16 protein-coding genes and 1 riboswitch are annotated in these 15,857 nt (G+C 74.5%); of the genes, 3 read left to right on the top strand and 13 right to left on the bottom strand.

Annotation, left to right across the window (positions count from 1 at the left end; genetic code table 11):
- Window positions 1-300 precede the first annotated feature (300 nt).
- Complete coding sequence (holA, locus tag JOF41_RS02050; protein WP_307867179.1) at window positions 301-1,281, bottom strand: DNA polymerase III subunit delta; 981 nt, start codon at window positions 1,279-1,281, stop codon at window positions 301-303.
- A gap of 85 nt (window positions 1,282-1,366) precedes the next feature.
- A riboswitch (SAM riboswitch) is annotated at window positions 1,367-1,482 on the top strand.
- Between the two features lie 10 nt (window positions 1,483-1,492).
- On the opposite strand from holA, the gene thrC reads away from it, so the two are divergent.
- Window positions 1,493-2,755, top strand: a complete 1,263-nt coding sequence (gene thrC / locus JOF41_RS02045) for a threonine synthase (protein ID WP_209615693.1) — start codon at window positions 1,493-1,495, stop codon at window positions 2,753-2,755.
- 66 nt (window positions 2,756-2,821) lie between these two features.
- Here the strand turns inward: thrC and JOF41_RS02040 are convergent, their stop codons facing one another.
- The 12 genes from JOF41_RS02040 to JOF41_RS01985 form a co-directional block, all read right to left on the bottom strand.
- Window positions 2,822-3,277: a hypothetical protein gene (locus JOF41_RS02040; protein ID WP_229795153.1), complete on the bottom strand. Its 456-nt coding sequence runs from the start codon at window positions 3,275-3,277 to the stop codon at window positions 2,822-2,824.
- 14 nt (window positions 3,278-3,291) lie between these two features.
- Window positions 3,292-5,583 (bottom strand): DNA internalization-related competence protein ComEC/Rec2, encoded by a 2,292-nt coding sequence (locus JOF41_RS02035; RefSeq protein WP_209615690.1) that lies wholly within the window; start codon window positions 5,581-5,583, stop codon window positions 3,292-3,294.
- 42 nt (window positions 5,584-5,625) lie between these two features.
- The gene (locus JOF41_RS02030) at window positions 5,626-6,354 is read right to left on the bottom strand and encodes a ComEA family DNA-binding protein (RefSeq protein WP_244989488.1); all 729 of its coding nucleotides are present in this window, start codon (window positions 6,352-6,354) and stop codon (window positions 5,626-5,628) included.
- A 117-nt stretch (window positions 6,355-6,471) separates the two neighbouring features.
- Window positions 6,472-7,326 (bottom strand): DegV family protein, encoded by an 855-nt coding sequence (locus JOF41_RS02025; protein ID WP_209615687.1) that lies wholly within the window; start codon window positions 7,324-7,326, stop codon window positions 6,472-6,474.
- Between the two features lie 11 nt (window positions 7,327-7,337).
- Window positions 7,338-8,069, bottom strand: coding sequence for a diglucosylglycerate octanoyltransferase (gene octT, locus JOF41_RS02020; RefSeq protein ID WP_189222101.1), 732 nt, complete (start codon window positions 8,067-8,069; stop codon window positions 7,338-7,340).
- A complete protein-coding gene (locus tag JOF41_RS02015; RefSeq protein WP_189222102.1) occupies window positions 8,066-8,680 on the bottom strand; it encodes a histidine phosphatase family protein in 615 nt (204 codons plus the stop codon). Before JOF41_RS02015 ends, octT begins: the two co-directional genes overlap by 4 nt.
- Entirely contained in the window at window positions 8,677-9,063 is a 387-nt protein-coding gene (gene rsfS / locus JOF41_RS02010; protein ID WP_189222103.1) for a ribosome silencing factor, read from the bottom strand. The genes JOF41_RS02015 and rsfS overlap by 4 nt, the downstream gene beginning before the upstream one ends.
- A gap of 71 nt (window positions 9,064-9,134) precedes the next feature.
- The gene (gene nadD, locus JOF41_RS02005; protein WP_189222104.1) at window positions 9,135-9,728 is read right to left on the bottom strand and encodes a nicotinate-nucleotide adenylyltransferase; all 594 of its coding nucleotides are present in this window, start codon (window positions 9,726-9,728) and stop codon (window positions 9,135-9,137) included.
- A 100-nt stretch (window positions 9,729-9,828) separates the two neighbouring features.
- On the bottom strand, window positions 9,829-10,050 hold the full coding sequence (locus JOF41_RS02000; RefSeq protein ID WP_189222105.1) for a ferredoxin: 222 nt from the start codon (window positions 10,048-10,050) through the stop codon (window positions 9,829-9,831).
- Window positions 10,051-10,055: 5 nt separating this feature from the next.
- Window positions 10,056-11,240 carry a cytochrome P450 gene (locus tag JOF41_RS01995; RefSeq protein ID WP_209615684.1) on the bottom strand — a complete coding sequence of 395 codons (1,185 nt, stop codon included), beginning with the start codon at window positions 11,238-11,240 and terminating at the stop codon, window positions 10,056-10,058.
- A gap of 57 nt (window positions 11,241-11,297) precedes the next feature.
- Window positions 11,298-11,858 carry a TetR/AcrR family transcriptional regulator gene (locus tag JOF41_RS01990; protein WP_189222106.1) on the bottom strand — a complete coding sequence of 187 codons (561 nt, stop codon included), beginning with the start codon at window positions 11,856-11,858 and terminating at the stop codon, window positions 11,298-11,300.
- Entirely contained in the window at window positions 11,855-13,162 is a 1,308-nt protein-coding gene (locus JOF41_RS01985) for a glutamate-5-semialdehyde dehydrogenase (protein ID WP_189222107.1), read from the bottom strand. The genes JOF41_RS01990 and JOF41_RS01985 overlap by 4 nt, the downstream gene beginning before the upstream one ends.
- 49 nt (window positions 13,163-13,211) lie before the next feature.
- On the opposite strand from JOF41_RS01985, the gene JOF41_RS01980 reads away from it, so the two are divergent.
- On the top strand, window positions 13,212-15,299 hold the full coding sequence (locus JOF41_RS01980; RefSeq protein ID WP_209615682.1) for a RecQ family ATP-dependent DNA helicase: 2,088 nt from the start codon (window positions 13,212-13,214) through the stop codon (window positions 15,297-15,299).
- A 13-nt stretch (window positions 15,300-15,312) separates the two neighbouring features.
- Window positions 15,313-15,846: a GNAT family N-acetyltransferase gene (locus tag JOF41_RS01975; RefSeq protein WP_189222108.1), complete on the top strand. Its 534-nt coding sequence runs from the start codon at window positions 15,313-15,315 to the stop codon at window positions 15,844-15,846.
- Window positions 15,847-15,857: the final 11 nt, after the last annotated feature.

Genomic DNA, 15,857 nt, shown 5'->3' with positions numbered 1-15,857 from the left:
GTGTCGCCCCCGCGAGTCGCGCGTTCCGACACCACGAACTGAGCGTTCGCGCACCCCGACCCGCGCTTTCGCGCCCTGCCCCGCGCTTCCGCGCACCTCGGGTAGTAGTTACCGATCTCCGGACGCCCCTCGGGTAGTACTTGCCCACGCACCAGGGGCGCGCGCGGAGCGCGCGCAGCGGGGGGCCCGCGAGCGCCATCCTTGGCGACCTGTCGCGCGGCGAGCGCCGCTTTAAAACCCCCAACGCTCAGTTCGCGGTGCCCGAACGCTCAAGTCAGGATGTGGGCGGGCGCTGGTGGTCTAGCGGCCGTGGGCGGCGACGATGGCCAGGACGGCGCGCTCCAGCGCGTAACCCGAGTCCGCCGCGACGCCCTTGACGTCGGCGTTCAGCCCGGCCACCACCGACATCGCCCTGGCCAGCCCGTCGCCGTCCCAGCCGCGCGCCTGCCCCTGGGCCTTCTTGACCTTCCACGGCGGCATCCCCAGCTCGCCCGCCAGCTTGAACGGGTCGCCCCGGCCCACCGCGGACACCCGCGCGACCGTGCGCACCGCGTCGGCCAGCGCGTCGGCGACCAGCACGTGCGGCACGCCCAGCTGCATCGCCCAGCGCAGCGCCTCCAGCGCCCCGCCCCGGTCGCCCATGACGGCCTTCTCCGCCACCGCGAACCCGGTCACCTCGGCCCGGCCGCGGTGGTAGCGGCGCACCGCCTCCGCGTCGACCTTCCCGCCGGTGTCCGCGACCAGCTGCGACGCCGCGGCGGCCAGCTCCCGCAGGTCCGACCCGACCGCTTCGATCAGCGCGGCCACCGCCTCCGGGTCGGCCTTGCCGCCCGCCGAGCGGATCTCGTTGCGCACGAACGCTTCCCGCTCCGCGGCCTTGGTGATCTTCGGGCACTCGACCACCCGCGCCCCGGCTTTGCGCAGCGCCGCGGGCAGCTCCTTGGCCGCCTTGCTGCGCCCGCCGCCGGTGTGCACGACGACCAGGGTCACTCCGTCCGCAGGCGCCTTGGCGTAGGCCAGCACCGCGTCGGCGATCTCCTTGCTCACCTCCTGCGCGGCCTCCAGGGCGATCACCCGCCCTTCGGCGAACAGCGACGGGCTGACCAGCTCCGCCAGCTCCGGCGGGGTGAGGTCGGTCACCCGAACGCGGGTGAGGTCCGCCTGCGGGTCGGCCGCCCGCGCGGTCTCCAGCGCCGACCGCACCGCGCGTTCGACCAGCAACTCCTCCTCGCCGACGACCAGGTGCACGGCATCGGGCTGGCTGGCTGCGGTCGCGCTCACGGTCCGATCCTGCCACGTCCGCATGGTGGACTTCGCTGGCCACGGCTCGGGATCGTGTCGTAGCGTGAACGCCACAACCGAATACCGCTCATCCAGAGGGGCAGAGGGATCGGCCCGAAGAAGCCCCGGCAACCCGTCACCAGCGCTCGCGCTGGGCGACCACGGTGCCAATTCCGACCCGCGCAGCGGGAAAGATGAGGAGAACCTCGCGATGACTGCTGTCAGTGCGCCTTCGCCCACCACCTCCTTCGACCTCGGTCCCGCTCGGGCTCTGTCGTGTCGTGAGTGCGGCCACCAGACCCCTCTCGCCGCCGAGTACGCGTGCCTGGAGTGTTTCGGGCCGCTGGAAGTGGCCTACGACTTCGGTCGGATCCGCCGCGAGGACATCGAGGCGGGTCCCCGGTCGATCTGGCGCTACCGCGGCCTGCTCCCCGTGCCCTCCACCGTGACGTCCCACCCCAACACCGAGCCCGGCGGCACCCGCCTGGTCGAGGCCGACCGCCTGGCCAAGGCGCTGGGCGTGCGCAAGGTGTGGGTCAAGGACGACACCGGCAACCCCACCCACTCCTTCAAGGACCGCGTGGTCGGCGTGGCCCTGGCCGCGGCCAGGGAACTCGGCTTCAAGGTGCTGGCCTGCCCCTCCACCGGCAACCTGGCCAACGCCGTGGCCGCCGCGGCGGCCCGCGCGGGCTGGCGGTCGGTCGTGCTCGTGCCCTCCTCCCTGGAACGCGCCAAGATCCTCATGACCGCCGTCTACGACGGCGCGCTGATCACCGTCGACGGCAACTACGACGACGTCAACCGCCTCGCCCAGGAGCTGGCCGCCGAGCACGAGGACTGGGCGTTCGTCAACGTCAACGTCCGGCCCTACTACGCCGAGGGCTCCAAGACCCTCGGCTTCGAGGTGGCCGAGCAGCTGGGCTGGCGCCTGCCCGAGCAGATCGTCATCCCCATCGCCTCGGGCTCCCAGCTGACCAAGGTGGACAAGGCCTTCCGCGAGTTCGCCTCGCTCGGCCTGGTCGAGGACACCCCCTACCGCGTGTTCGGCGCACAGGCGACCGGTTGCTCCCCGGTGGCCACCGCGTACAAGGCGGGCCACGACACGGTCACCCCGGTGCGCCCGGACACCATCGCCCGCTCGCTGGCGATCGGCGCCCCCGCCGACGGCCCCTACGCCCTGGACTCGGTCCGCCGCACCGGCGGGGCCATCGAGGACGTCACCGACGAGGAAGTGGTCGAGGGCATCCGGCTGCTGGCCCGCACCGAGGGCATCTTCGCCGAGACCGCGGGCGGGGTCACCGTGGCGACGGCCAAGAAGCTCATCGAGACCGGGCAGCTCGACCCCGACGCCGAGACCGTCCTGCTGATCACCGGCGACGGCCTCAAGACCCTGGACGCCCTGGGCGACCGGGTCGGCCCCCGCGCCACCGTGCCGCCCAGCGCCGACGCCGTGATCAAGGCCCTCGCCGACTGATCCACCCCCTCACGGCTTGCGCACCGCTGGAGGTGGTGCGCAAGCCCGCAGGGTTGCCCACCGCGATCACAGGGCGATGCTGGACGAGCGCAGCCACCCGCTGCGCGGGAACCTCGCCAGCTCCGGCAGCACGTACGGCCCGACCTGCTCGGTGGTGATGCGCCAGGCGATCACCCGTTGCGGCCACGGCGCGTCCGCCTTGATCTTGTTGTAGGCGCGGGCGCGCCAGTCCTCGACCGGGATGGTCAGCTCGTCGTCGAACAGCCGGTCGGCGACCACGCGGTACGCCTCCTCGGGCGAAGCGACCTGGGTGGGGCTCAGCACGTCGGTCACGGTCGCCCGCGCGATGATGCCCCGGCCGCCCGCTCTGAGGTGCTCGCACACGTAGTAGGCGAACCCCGGTCGCAGTTGCGGCGGCCACGGCTCCGGCTTGTAGCCCAGTTGCCACAGCACCCACGCCACGGCCTGGTGGTCGTCGTTGGGCGCCCATCCGGTGTGCAGCCGGATCCAGACGTCGTTCACGGTTCCTCCCCTTGTCAGTTCCTCCCCGGCGGGTCGCCCCTGCGGGCGATCCGCGGCCCCTCCGGGCCCAGCAGGACGGCGGTGTCGCCGTCCTGATCAGTGCGCAGCACCAGCGCCCCCCGGCTAGCCAGCGCGTCGAGCAGCACCCCGCTGGGGTGTCCGTAGCGGTTGCCCGCTCCGACGCTGATCAACGCCACTTTCGGCCGAACCGCCTCCAGGAACGCCGCGGACGAGTACCTCGAGCCGTGGTGCGGCACCTTGAGCACGTCGGCCCGCAGGTCGGCGTGCCGCCCGAGCAGACCGGCCTGCGCGGCCAGCTCGATGTCGCCGGTCAGCAGCACCCGGCCTGCCCCGGTCGAAGCCCGCAGCACCACCGAGGCGTCGTTGACCGCCGTGTTCGCGTCCTCCACCGGGCCCGCGCGGGGGCCCAGCACGTCCAGCTCCAGCCCCGGCCAGCTCAGCCGCTGCCCGGACACCAGCTCCACCACGCGGACACCGGCCGCCCGCGCCCGTTCGCGCACCTCCTCCCAAGCCCATCGCGGACGTCGCGACGGCCCCACCGCCACCGCGCCGACGCCCACTTCCGCCAGCACCGCCGCCAGCCCGCCGATGTGGTCGGCGTGCAGGTGGCTGAGCACCACCAGCGGCACCCGCCGCACGCCCAGCCCGCGCAGGCAGGCCAGCACCGGCACCGGGTCCGGCCCGGTGTCGACCAGCACCGCCCGGTCCCGCTCCGCGGTGGCCAGCACCACCGCGTCGCCCTGCCCCACGTCGCAGGCCACCACCGACCAGCCCGGCACCGGCCAGCGCGGCGCGGCCACCTCCAGCGGCACCAGGACCAGGCCCGCGCCGACCAGCGCGGCCACCGCCAGCACGCGCAGCCGCTTCAGCCGCAGCACCGCCCAGGCCAGCAGGAGCACCCCGATCAGCAGTGCCCCGCCGCCCCAGCCGCCGGGCCAGCGCACCGCCGCGCCGGGCACCGCCGCGGCGGTGCGGGCGACCAGCACCAGCCACTCGATCTCCGGCCCGGCCACCGCCGCCGCGACGCGGGCGGCCCCCGCGTGCACCGGGGCCAGCACCGCGGCCGCCACGCCCAGCACCGTCGCGGGCGCGACCACCGGCCCGGTGACCAGGTTCGCGGGCACCGCCACCAAGCTCACCTGGCCCGAGATCCCCGCCACCAGCGGGGCCGTCGCCAGGCTCGCGGCCATGGGCACGGCCAGCGCCTCGGCCACGCCCACCGGTACGCCATGGTCCCGCATCGCGGCTGCCCAGCGCGGGGCCAACAGGACCAATGCGGCCGTCGCGACCACCGACAGGCCGAACCCCGGCGCGACGGCCAGCGCGGGGTCGTAGAGCACCAGCACGACCACGGCCGCCGCGAGCGCCGGGAGTGCCGAGCGCTCCCGGCCCAGGACCAGTGCCAGCAGCGCCACCGCGCCCATCACCGCCGCCCGCAGGACGCTCGGCTCCGGACCGGCCAGCACCACGAACCCGACCAGGGCGGCCATCGCGCCCGCCGCGCAGCCGCGCGGACCGGCCCGCAGCAGCCGCAGCACCAGCAGGACCGCGCCGCACAGGATGGCCAGGTTCGCCCCGCTGACCGCCAGCAGGTGCGACAGGCCCGCAGTGCGGAACTCCTCGACCACCCTGGTCGACACGCCGTCGGTGTCGCCCACCACCAGTGCGGGCAGCAACCCGGCGGCGTCCGGGCCGAGCGGCTCGCTGGCCCGGCGCAGCCCCGCGCGCAGCGACTCGGCGGCGCGCTGCCACACCGGCGCCCGCCCGACTTCCAGCGGCGGGCCGCGAACCCGCAGCACCGCGACGGTCAGCTCGGCGCGCAGGGGCGGTGCCAAGGTGCCGCTCGCGGCGACCCGTTGTCCCGGCAGGAGTTCCCGCCACGCCGCGGTGGGCGCCAGCACGGCGATCTCGGCGCCGTCGGACAGTTCCGCTCGCACCACCACCGAGTCGACACCGCCGGGACGGGAGCCGAATCCGGTCGTCCGCAAGGGGTGCGGGCGGTCGACGAGTTCGAAGTGGACGGTTGTCGACGCACCGCGCTCGGCCTGCGCGCGCAGCGGGTGGTGGGTGGACTGGTGCACCTGGAAGCCGATCCAGCAGGCGGCGACCGGGCCGGTGACCATCACCGCGACCGCCGCGGGCGCGCACCGGCGGTGCGCCGCGGCACCGAGCAGTCCCGCCAGGACACCCAGTGCCGCGGCGGCCCACCACGTCCACAGCAGCCCGACCAGTGCGGTCGACCAGACCACCAACGCGGCCGGGACCAGGTGCAGGCGGGAGCGCACGTCTTCCTCCTTCCGGGTTCACGGGTGCGGACCGGACGCCGGTCAGACGCGGACCAGCTCGGCGAGGCGGGCGAGCTTCGCACCGCCGATGCCCTCGATCTCGCCCAGCTGCTCGACCGAGGTGAACGGGCCGCGCTTGAGGCGGCGGTCGATGATGCGCTGCGCGGTCACCGGGCCCACGCCGGGCAGGTCGTCCAACTGCTGCTCGGTGGCCGTGTTGAGGTTGACCGGGCCGGTCTCGTCGGCGGGCGCGGGCACGCCGACCGCGACCTGCTCGCCGTCGGCGAGCTTGCGGGCGAGGTTGAGGCCGTGCAGCGGGGCGCCCGGTTTCAGGCCGCCCGCCTGCCGCACGGCATCGGCCACGCGGGCTCCGCTGGGCACGGTGACCAGCCCAGGGTTGGCCACCTCGCCGACCACGTTGACCACCACGGTCTCGGGCGGCTTGCTCACCGCCGCGGCTTCGGCCACGGCGAGGTCCGGCGGCGGTGCTTCGGCTGCCGGGCCGCGCTGGTGCAGCGCGAAGACCGCTGCCAGCACCGCTCCGGCGCCCACCCCGGCCAGCAGTGCCAGCCTTCGGCGCGCGACGGGCGACGCGGGCAGCCAGCGGGCGGGCAGCCAGCGGCGGAGCAGCGGGCGCGCTCTGCCGGGCGGATCGGCGCCCCCTTCGGCGGAGGCGAACACGACGAGCGGGCCGTCGTCGGAGGGCCGTTCGCCTTGCGACATCAGGGCTTTGAGCCGGGCGGTCGGGTCCTCGGGCTGGTGATCGGACATGGCAACGACGCTAGGCCGAATGGCCCACGCCCACCAGCTCATGATCGACACCTGTGGACAACCGGGAGGGCTGTGGACAACTCCGCGCTGTCGGAGTGGAGTTGTCGGTGGCGTGTGCTACTGGAGCCCGCCCGGCAGCACCACCACACCGAGCACACCGGGGCCGGTGTGCGCCCCGATCACCGCGCCCACCTCGGAGATCAGGCACCCCGTCGACCCCGGCACGCGGTCGTCCAGCCTGCTCGCCAGCTCCGCCGCCCGCTCCGGCGCGGCCAGGTGGTGCACGGCCAGGCCCACCGGCCCGCGCCCCGCCGCCTCGGCGGCCAGGTCGACGAGCCTGCCCACCGCGCGCCCCATCGTGCGCACCTTCTCCAGCGGCACGATCCGCCCGTCGTCCACGTGCAGCAGGGGCTTGACCGCCAGCGCCGTGCCCACCAGCGCCGCCGCCGCGCCGATCCGGCCGCCGCGGCGCAGGTGGTCCAGGGTCTCCACGCAGAAGAAGACGCGCACCCGCGACGCCGCCTCCACCGCCGCCCGCTCCGCGCGTTCCGGGTCGTCGGCCGCCGCGCAGGCGGCCAGGACCGCGAAGCCCAGCCCCATGCCCGCGGACCGCGAGTCGACCACCCGCACCCGCCCGGCGCCCACCTCGGCGTCCACCTCGGCGGCGGCCAGCCGGGCCGCCTCCCAGGTGCCCGACAGCTCGCGCGACAGGTGCACCGACACGACGCCGTCGGCTCCGCCTTCCAGCGCCGACCGGTAGACCTCGGCCAGCTCCTGCGGGGTGGGGCGGGACGTGGTCACCCTGCGGTGCTCCCCCAGCGCGCCCGCCAGCTCGGCGGGGCCGAAGTCCGCGCCGTCGAGCCCGCCGCGGCCCTCCACGGACACGTGCAGCGGGACCACCCGGACGCCGTGCCGCTCGGCGAACCCCTCCGGCAGGTAGGCCGTGGAGTCGGTGACGATCGTGGTGGACACGGGTGCCGAGACTACGTCCCCGCCGGACCGGGATCGTCGACCGCCGCGGAGCTGACCAGCCGCGCCACGGCGGTCCCCACCAGCCGGTGCCCCTCCCAGCCCCAGTGCATCCCGTCCGGGTTGCCGCGCCGCGCCCGCACGTGCTCGCCCACCAGGGCGGGCACGTCGACCAGCGGCACGCCCGCCCGGTCGGCCCACGCGCGCACCGCCCGCTCCCCCGCCGCGCGGCCGGTGTGCACGCCCGCGTACAGCGGCGAGCAGTGCACCGACGGCAGCATCCCGATCGCCCGCACGCCCGGCTGGAACTGCCGCACGGCGTGCAGCGAATCGGTCAGGTAGCGCTCGGTCAGGTGCGGCGGCAGCGCCACCGGCCTGCCGCCCAGCAGCCGCGACAGCACCGGCTGGGCGGCCCGGTACGCCGCCCGCGCCCGCCTGCGCAGCCCGTCCGGCCGCAGGTGGCGCAGACCGTGGCGCAGGTAGGTGGGCAGCGGTGACGGCAGCGTGTCCATGTGCCCCACCGCGAAGACCAGCACGTCGGTGCGGGGCAGCAGCGACCACACCCGCGGGTCGCCGGTCAGCGCCCACCAGGCGTCCCGCGCGGTCCAGCCGAAACCCGCCGCCAGCTCCGCGTGGCCGCCCAGCTCGGCGGCGGCGATGTTGGGCCACAGCCGAGGGTGGTCGGCGGGCAGCGGCCCCTGGGGACCGTGGAAGGTCAGCGAGTCGCCGAGGACGAGCAGCCTCACCGCGTGGTGCCAGCGTTGTACGACGACAGGCGCCAGCGCCCGTCGCCGCCGGGTCTGCGGGTGAACACCGTCCAGTGGCAGTTGCCGATGCCGCCGAGCAGGCCCCAGCGGTCCACCGGCAGGTCCAGCAGCCACCCGGTCAGCGCGCTGATCAGGCCGCCGTGTGCGCACAGCAGCACGGTGCCGGAGAACTCCCGGTCCACGTCGGTCACCACGGCGGCGGCGCGCTGGGCGACCTCCACCCTGGTCTCGCCGTCGGGCGGGGGCACCGTGCCGTCGCTGCGCCACCGCTGGAGCATCCCCGGCCACTCGGCCTCGATCTCGGCGGTGGTCAGGCCCTGCCACTTGCCCAGGTTGGTCTCCCGCAACCGCTGGTCCACGCGCAGCGGCACGCCGATGACGCTGGTGAACACCGTCGCGGTGTCCCGCGCGCGGCGCAGGTCGGAGGCCACCACCAGCTCGGGCGCGAACCCGGCGAGCACCGGTACCGCGAACCGCGCCTGGTTCCACCCGGTCTCGGTCAGCGCCGAGTCGTAGTGGCCCTGCATCCGGCCGGTCGCGTTGTAGTCGGTCTCACCGTGCCGCCACAGCACGAGCCGGTTCAGGGTCATGCCTCGGCGCCCTCCGCGGCCACCGGCCCGGCGTCGAACTCGATGCGCGGGCAGTCCTTCCACAGCCGTTCCAGGCCGTAGAAGCTGCGCTCCTCCACGTGCTGGACGTGCACGACCACGTCCACGAAGTCGAGCAGGACCCAGCGGCCCTCGCGCGCGCCCTCGCGGCGGACCGGCTTGCGGCCGGCCTCGCGCAGCTTCTCCTCGATGTTGTCCACGATCGCGCCGACCTGCCGCTCGTTGGGAGCGGACGCGATCACGAACACGTCCGTGATCACCAGCTGGTCGGACACGTCGAGCACGATCACGTCGTGCGCCTTCTTGTCCGCCGCCGCGTTCGCGGCGACCAGCGCCAACCGTCGTGCCTCGTCGGTGGCTGCCACGTTTCTCCTCATCACCTCGGCGGACGCCGCGTTACGCCCGCACGAGTCAATGAGGGTACCGGCGTCCGCCGTCAATCCGGCACGGAGTAAAGCCTCCGCTTGGAGATGTACTGCACGACACCGTCCGGCACGAGGTACCAGATGGGCAGGCCGGCGGCCGTGCGGGCGCGCACCGCGGTGGACGAGATGGCCATCGCGGGCACCTCCACCAGCGACACCGCGCCGGGTGGCAGGTGGGCTCCGTTGAGCTCGTAGCCGGGTCGGGTGACGCCGATGAAGTGCGCGAGGTCGAACACGCGCTCGGCGCGCCGCCAGGACAGGATCTGCTCCAGCGCGTCCGCGCCGGTGATGAAGAACAGGTCCGCGTCCGGGTGCAGCGCCTTGAGGTCGGTCAGCGTGTCCACGGTGTAGGTCGGCCCGTCGCGGTCGACGTCGACCCGGCTGACCGAGAACCGCGGGTTGGAAGCGGTGGCGATGACGGTCATCAGGTACCGGTCCTCGGCCGCGCTGACCTCGCGCTCGCTCTTCTGCCACGGCTGCCCGGTGGGCACGAAGACGACCTCTTCGAGGTCGAACCTGGCCTGGACCTCACTGGCCGCCACGAGGTGGCCGTGGTGCACCGGGTCGAAGGTGCCGCCCATGACGCCGATCCGCCGGTTGGTCATAGGACGTGAGCGTAGTTCGGGTGGCCGTCCGGTCCCCGGACGGCCACCCGTGTCGCTACCCCTATTCCGCGGTCCTGCCCGGCGGTCCTGCCCGGCGGCGCTACTCGGTGGGGGCCACCACCGCGCCGTCCTGGTCGCGGACCAGGATCGCCTCCATCGGGCACGAGTCGGCGGCGTCGACCACCGCCTGGGCGGGCTCGACGGTGGCGTTGACCGGCACCGCGGTCGCGCCGTCGAGCCGGAAGTGGTCCGGCGCGCTCGCGGCGCACATCCCGCTGCCGATGCACGTGCCGCCGTCCACCTCGACGGTCCACTTGCCCATGACCTTCACCACCTCACCGGGAGCTTCTCCAGGCCGCGCAGCAGCCTGCCCTTCTTGAACTCCACCTCGCCCGCCAGCTCCAGCGCCGGGAAGCGGCGCAGCAGGGTGCCCAGCGCCACCTGCAGCTCCATCCGGGCCAGCGACGCGCCGAGGCAGTGGTGCGCGCCGTGACCGAAGGCGATGTGCGGGTTGGCCGACCGGTGGAAGTCGATCACGTCCGGGTGCTCGAACACCTCCGGGTCGCGGTTGGCCACCCCGGACTCCATGAACACCGCCTCGCCCGCCCGGATGGTCACGCCGCTGAGCTCGACGTCCGCGGTGGCGATGCGGGGGAAGCCCGCGGAGGCGCTCAACGGGGTGATCCGCAGCAGCTCCTCGATCGCCACGGGCACCAGCGACGGGTCCTGCCGCAGCTCGGCCAGCCGGTCCGGGTGGGTGAGCAGGGTGTAGGTGAAGTTGCCGATCTGGTTGGCGGTGGTCTCGTGCCCCGCCACCAGCAGCGCCACGCCGAAGCCGATCAGCTCGTCCTCGGTGAGCCGGTCCCCCTCGTCGTGCGCGGCCACCAGGTCGGTGAGCATGTCGTCGGTGGGGTGGGCGCGCTTGGCCGCGACCAGGCTCGCGATGTAGCCGGCCAGCGCCTGACCGCCCGCGACGATCTCCTCCGGGGTGAACGCCGTGATCGCCAGCGCCTGGTCGGACCAGGCGCGGAACTGGTCGCGGTCCTCGACCGGGACGCCCAGCATCTCGCAGATGACGGTGATGGGCAGGGGCAGCGCCAGCGCCTCGACGAGGTTGGCGGGCGGCCCCTGCGCCTCCATGTCGTCGAGCAGCCCGTCGACGACCCGCTGCGCCCGCTCGCGCAGCAGTTCGGTGCGCCGCGCGGTGAACCCCTTGGCCACCAGCTTGCGCAGCCGGGTGTGGTCGGGCGGGTCCATGCTCAGGATGTTGGTCTGGGTCTGCCGGTGCGGCACCGCCCTGGGCACCTCCCGGCTCTGGTCCAGCACCGCGGCGCGGCTGAACCGCGGGTCCGCGAGCACCGTCTTGATGTCGCGGTACTTCGTCACCAGCCAGGCGTCGCCGCCGAAGGGCAGGCGGACCCGCGACACGGGCTCCTCGCGCTGCAGCCGCAGGATGGTCGGGTCGGGCCGCAGCTCCACGGCCTCGCCGAACGGGTAAGAACGGACTTCCACGGGTCCCCCTGGGTAAGCGTTTGCTTACACAGACAGTAGAGAGATCGTTACCCGAGGTCAAACCCGGTCGACGCGCTCCAGCAGCACCGAGGTGGCCTTGAGCACGAGCTCGGCCACGGCGCGGTTGTCGGCGCTGGCCAGCGGTTCCTTGGCGAACATCGAGCGCAGCACGCCGATGCCGACCACCCAGGCCAGCACCAGGTCGGCGCGCAGCTCCGCGTCCGGCGCGTCGGTCAGCGACCGCAGCACCCGCGCGAAGTCCTCGCCCAGCTGCTGGTTGACCACCGCCGCGGCGGTGTCGTGGTGGGCCGAGCGCAGCGCCGCGTAGAGCGGGTGGTCCTCGGGACGCGCCGTCTTCCCGGTCAGCCGCAGCAGCATCCGGCACAGCAGCTGCTCGGCGGGCGACTCCTCGATCAGCTCCCGCCCCCTGGAGGCCAGCACGGTCGCGAACAGCGCGTCCTTGCTGCCGAAGTAGCGGAACAGCAGCGCCTGGTTCACCCCGGCCACCGCCGCGATGTCGCGGACCGTGGTCCGGTCGAACCCGCGTTCGGCGAACAGCCGCGCTGCGGCGTCCAGCAGCGCGGCCTTGGTCGCCGCCGCGTCCCCGCGCCTGCTCACGACGAGGGCCGGACGTGCCCCTCGCCCCAGACCACCCACTTGGACGAAGTCAGCTCGGACAGGCCCATCGGTCCGCGCGCGTGCAGCTTCTGGGTGGAGATGCCGATCTCCGCGCCCATGCCGAACTCGCCGCCGTCGGTGAACGCGGTCGAGGCGTTGACCACGACCGCCGCCGCGTCCACGCGGGTGGTGAACCGGCGCGCGGCCCGCACGTCGTTGGTGACGATGGCCTCGGTGTGCCCGGAGCCGTGCGCGGCGATGTGCGCGATGGCCTCGTCCAGCGACCCCACCACGCGGGCGGCGATGTCCAGCGACAGGTACTCGGTGTCCCAGTCGTCGTCCGTGGCCGCGACGACGCCCTCGGCGCGGGCGAACCGGTCGTCGCCGTGGACGGTCACCTCCGCCTTCTGCAGCGCCGCGGTGACGCGGGGAACGAACTCGTCCGCGATGTCGGCGTGCACCAGCAGCGACTCGGCCGCGTTGCACACGCTGCTGCGACGGGTCTTGGAGTTGAGCACGATGCGCTCGGCCATGTCCAGGTCGGCGGTGGCGTCGACGTACACGTGGCAGTTGCCCACGCCGGTCTCGATGGTGGGCACCGTGGCCTGCTGCACGACCGCGTTGATCAGGCCCGCGCCGCCGCGCGGGATCACCAGGTCGACCAGGCCGCGCGCGGTGATCAGGTGGGTGACCGAGGCGCGGTCGTGGCAGGGCAGCAGCTGCACCGCGTCGGCGGGCAGGCCCGCGGCCTCCAGCGCGTCGCGCAGGATCGCCACCAGCGCGGTGTTGGAGTGCTCGGCGGTGGACGAGCCGCGCAGCAGCGCCGCGTTGCCGGACTTCAGCGCCAGGCCCGCGGCGTCGACGGTGACGTTGGGGCGCGCCTCGTAGACCATGCCGACCACGCCCATCGGAACGCGGACCTGCCGCAGCTCCAGCCCGTTGGGCAGGATCGAGCCGCGCAGCACCTCGCCGATCGGGTCGGGCAGGCCCGCCACGACCTCCAGCCCCGCCGCGACGCCCTCGACGCGCCCCTGGGTGAGCGCGAGGCGGTCCAGCAGGTTCTCGGCCAGGCCGGCGGCCCGGCCCGCCTCGATGTCCTTGGCGTTGGCCTCCAGGACCTCGTGGGCTCGGGCGCGCAGGGCGGCGGCCATCTCGTGCAGCGCGGCGTCCTTGCGCTCGCGGGTGGCCAGGACGAGTTCGTCGGCGGCGACGCGGGCGCGCCGAGCCGCCGCGTGCACCTGTTCGCGCAGGTCGTCAGTCACGGGGGCAAGCCTACGGTCAGCCGCCTGCCGTGTCGTGGCCATATCAGGGGCTGGAAGCGCGGTGTCGGACCCACCTGCCATGGTGGTCGGCGTGGACGACAACGCACTGCGGGAACTGGCCGAGGAACGGCTGCGGGCGCTCGCCGGTCCGGGGGCGGTGCTGCGGGAGGACCAGTGGACGGCCATCCACGCCCTGGTGGCGCGGCGGCGCCGCGCGCTGGTCGTGCAGCGCACGGGGTGGGGCAAGTCGGCGGTGTACTTCATCGCCACGGCCCTGCTGCGGCAGCTCGGCGAGGGGCCCACGGTCATCGTCTCGCCGCTGCTGGCGCTGATGCGCAACCAGGTCGATGCGGCGGCGCGGGCGGGCGTGCACGCGGCGACGATCAACTCCGCCAACACCGACCAGTGGCAGGAGGTGCAGGACCGCGTCGCCGCAGGCGAGGTCGACGTGCTCCTCGTCTCACCTGAAAGGCTGAACAACCCGGATTTCCGGGACTCGGTGCTGCCCTCGCTGACCGCGTCGGCGGGACTGCTGGTGGTCGACGAGGCGCACTGCATCTCCGACTGGGGCCACGACTTCCGGCCGGACTACCGGCGGCTGCGCACGCTGCTGACCGAGCTGCCCCCCGGCGTGCCGGTGCTGGCGACCACCGCGACCGCCAACGACCGGGTGGTGCGCGACGTGGCCGAGCAGCTCGGCCTGGGCGCCGGGGCGGACGCGGGATCGGACACGCTGGTGCTGCGCGGCCCGCTGGACCGCGAGAGCCTGCGGCTGTCCGTGGTGCGGCTGCCCACCGCCGAAGCCCGGCTGGGCTGGCTGGCCGAGCGGCTGGAGCGGCTGCCCGGCTCGGGCATCATCTACGCGCTGACCGTGGCCTCGGCCGACGACGTGGCGGCGTTCCTGCGCGAGCGCGGGTTCGAGGTGGCGGCCTACTCGGGCCGCACCGACCCCGCCGAGCGGCAGCGCGCCGAGGAGGACCTGCTGGCCAACCGGGTCAAGGCGCTGGTGGCCACCTCCGCGCTGGGCATGGGCTTCGACAAGCCGGACCTGGGCTTCGTGGTGCACCTGGGGGCGCCGCCGTCGCCGATCGCCTACTACCAGCAGATCGGCCGCGCGGGGCGCGGCGTGGAGCGGGCCGAGGTGCTGCTGCTGCCCGGCCCGGAGGACCGCGACATCTGGGCCTACTTCGCGTCGCTGGCGTTCCCGCCGGAACGGGTGGTGCGCCAGGTGCTCGACGCGCTCGGCGACCGCCCGCTGTCCACCGCCGCGCTGGAGCCGCTGGTCGAGCTGTCGCGCACCCGGCTGGAGGTGGTGCTCAAGGTGCTCGACGTGGACGGCGCGGTGCGGCGGGTGCGGGGCGGCTGGGAGGCCACCGGGCAGCCGTGGTCCTACGACGCCGAGCGGTACCGGCGCATCGAGCAGGCGCGCCGGGTGGAGCAGCAGGCGGTCCTGGACTACCTGTCCACCGACGGGTGCCGGATGGAGTTCCTGCTGCGGCAGCTGGACGACCCCCACGCGGCGCCGTGCGGGCGGTGCGACAACTGCACCGGGCAGCGGCCGTCGGCCGAGGTGTCCGACAGCGCGGCGGCCGCGGCGCGGGAGCGGCTGCTGCGGCCCGGCGTCGAGATCGCGCCGCGCAAGCAGTGGCCGACCGGCATGGCGGCGGTCGGCGTGCCGCTGTCCGGGCGCATCCCGGCGGGCGAGGCGGCCGAACCGGGGCGGGCGCTGGGCAGGCTCACCGACATCGGCTGGGGCAACCGGTTGCGCGCCCTGTTCGCCGAGGACGACCGGGAGATCCCCGACGAGGTGTTCGCGGCGTGCGTGAAGGTGCTGTCCGCCTGGGACTGGGCGCAGCGCCCGGTCGGCGTGGTCACGGTCGGCTCGCGCACCCGCCCGGCCCTGGTGGGCAGCTTCGGCCAGCGGATCTCGCAGGTGGGGCGGCTGCCACTGCTCGGCCAGGTGTGGCTGGGCGAGGCGCCGCGCCGGGCCAACAGCGCGCAGCGGCTGGCCGGGCTGGTGCGCGCGGAGCAGGCGCCGGACCTGTCCGCCGTGGACGGTCCGGTGCTGCTGGTGGACGACCAGGTCGACACGGGGTGGACCATGACGGTCGCGGCCCGGCTGCTGCGGCGCGGCGGGGCGCGGGCGGTGCTGCCGTTCGCGCTGGCCGTGACGGCGTGAGGCGGGTGAGGGCGTGAGGCTGGTGACGCGCCGCCTGGTGCTGCGGCGCTTCCAGGACTCGGACGCGGAGGCGCTGGCCGCCTACCGGTCCGACCCCGAGGTGGCGCGGTACCAGGGGTGGGACCCGCCGCTGCCGGTGCGGCGAGCGGTGGAGTTCGTCCGCGAGCTCGCCGACCTGGACCCGGCGGCGCCGGGGTGGTTCCAGTACGCGGTGGAGCTGCGCGGCGAGCTGATCGGCGACATCGGCGTCAACCTGCACGAGAACCTCCAGCAGGCCGAGATCGGGTACACCTTCGCGCGCGCCCACCAGGGCCGGGGGTACGCCACCGAGGCGGTCGGACGGGTGCTGGAGCACCTGTTCGCCGAGCGGGGGCTGCACCGCGTGGCCGCGGAGTGCGACGCCCGCAACGAGCGGTCGGCGCGGCTGCTGGAGCGGTTGGGGTTCCGGCTGGAGGGCCACCGGGTGGCCAGCACGCTGCACAGGGGCGAGTGGACCGACGACCTGCTGTTCGGGCTGCTGGCCTCGGAGTGGCGCGCGGGCCGGTGAACACCGCCCGG

The sequence above is a fragment of the Saccharothrix coeruleofusca genome (assembly GCF_017876325.1).
GTDB classification, from domain to species: Bacteria; Actinomycetota; Actinomycetes; order Mycobacteriales; family Pseudonocardiaceae; genus Actinosynnema; species Actinosynnema coeruleofuscum.
This window is presented reverse-complemented; position numbering and strand designations above follow the sequence as displayed.

Coding starts and splice junctions, on each gene's coding strand:
- thrC (WP_209615693.1), top strand. CDS start 1,493: ATGACTGCTGTCAGTGCGCCTTCGCCCACCACCTCCTTCGACCTCGGT.
- JOF41_RS02030 (WP_244989488.1), bottom strand. CDS start 6,354: ATGTCCGATCACCAGCCCGAGGACCCGACCGCCCGGCTCAAAGCCCTG.
- JOF41_RS02015 (WP_189222102.1), bottom strand. CDS start 8,680: ATGACCCTGAACCGGCTCGTGCTGTGGCGGCACGGTGAGACCGACTAC.
- nadD (WP_189222104.1), bottom strand. CDS start 9,728: ATGACCAACCGGCGGATCGGCGTCATGGGCGGCACCTTCGACCCGGTG.
- JOF41_RS02000 (WP_189222105.1), bottom strand. CDS start 10,050: ATGGGCAAGTGGACCGTCGAGGTGGACGGCGGCACGTGCATCGGCAGC.
- JOF41_RS01985 (WP_189222107.1), bottom strand. CDS start 13,162: ATGGCCACGACACGGCAGGCGGCTGACCGTAGGCTTGCCCCCGTGACT.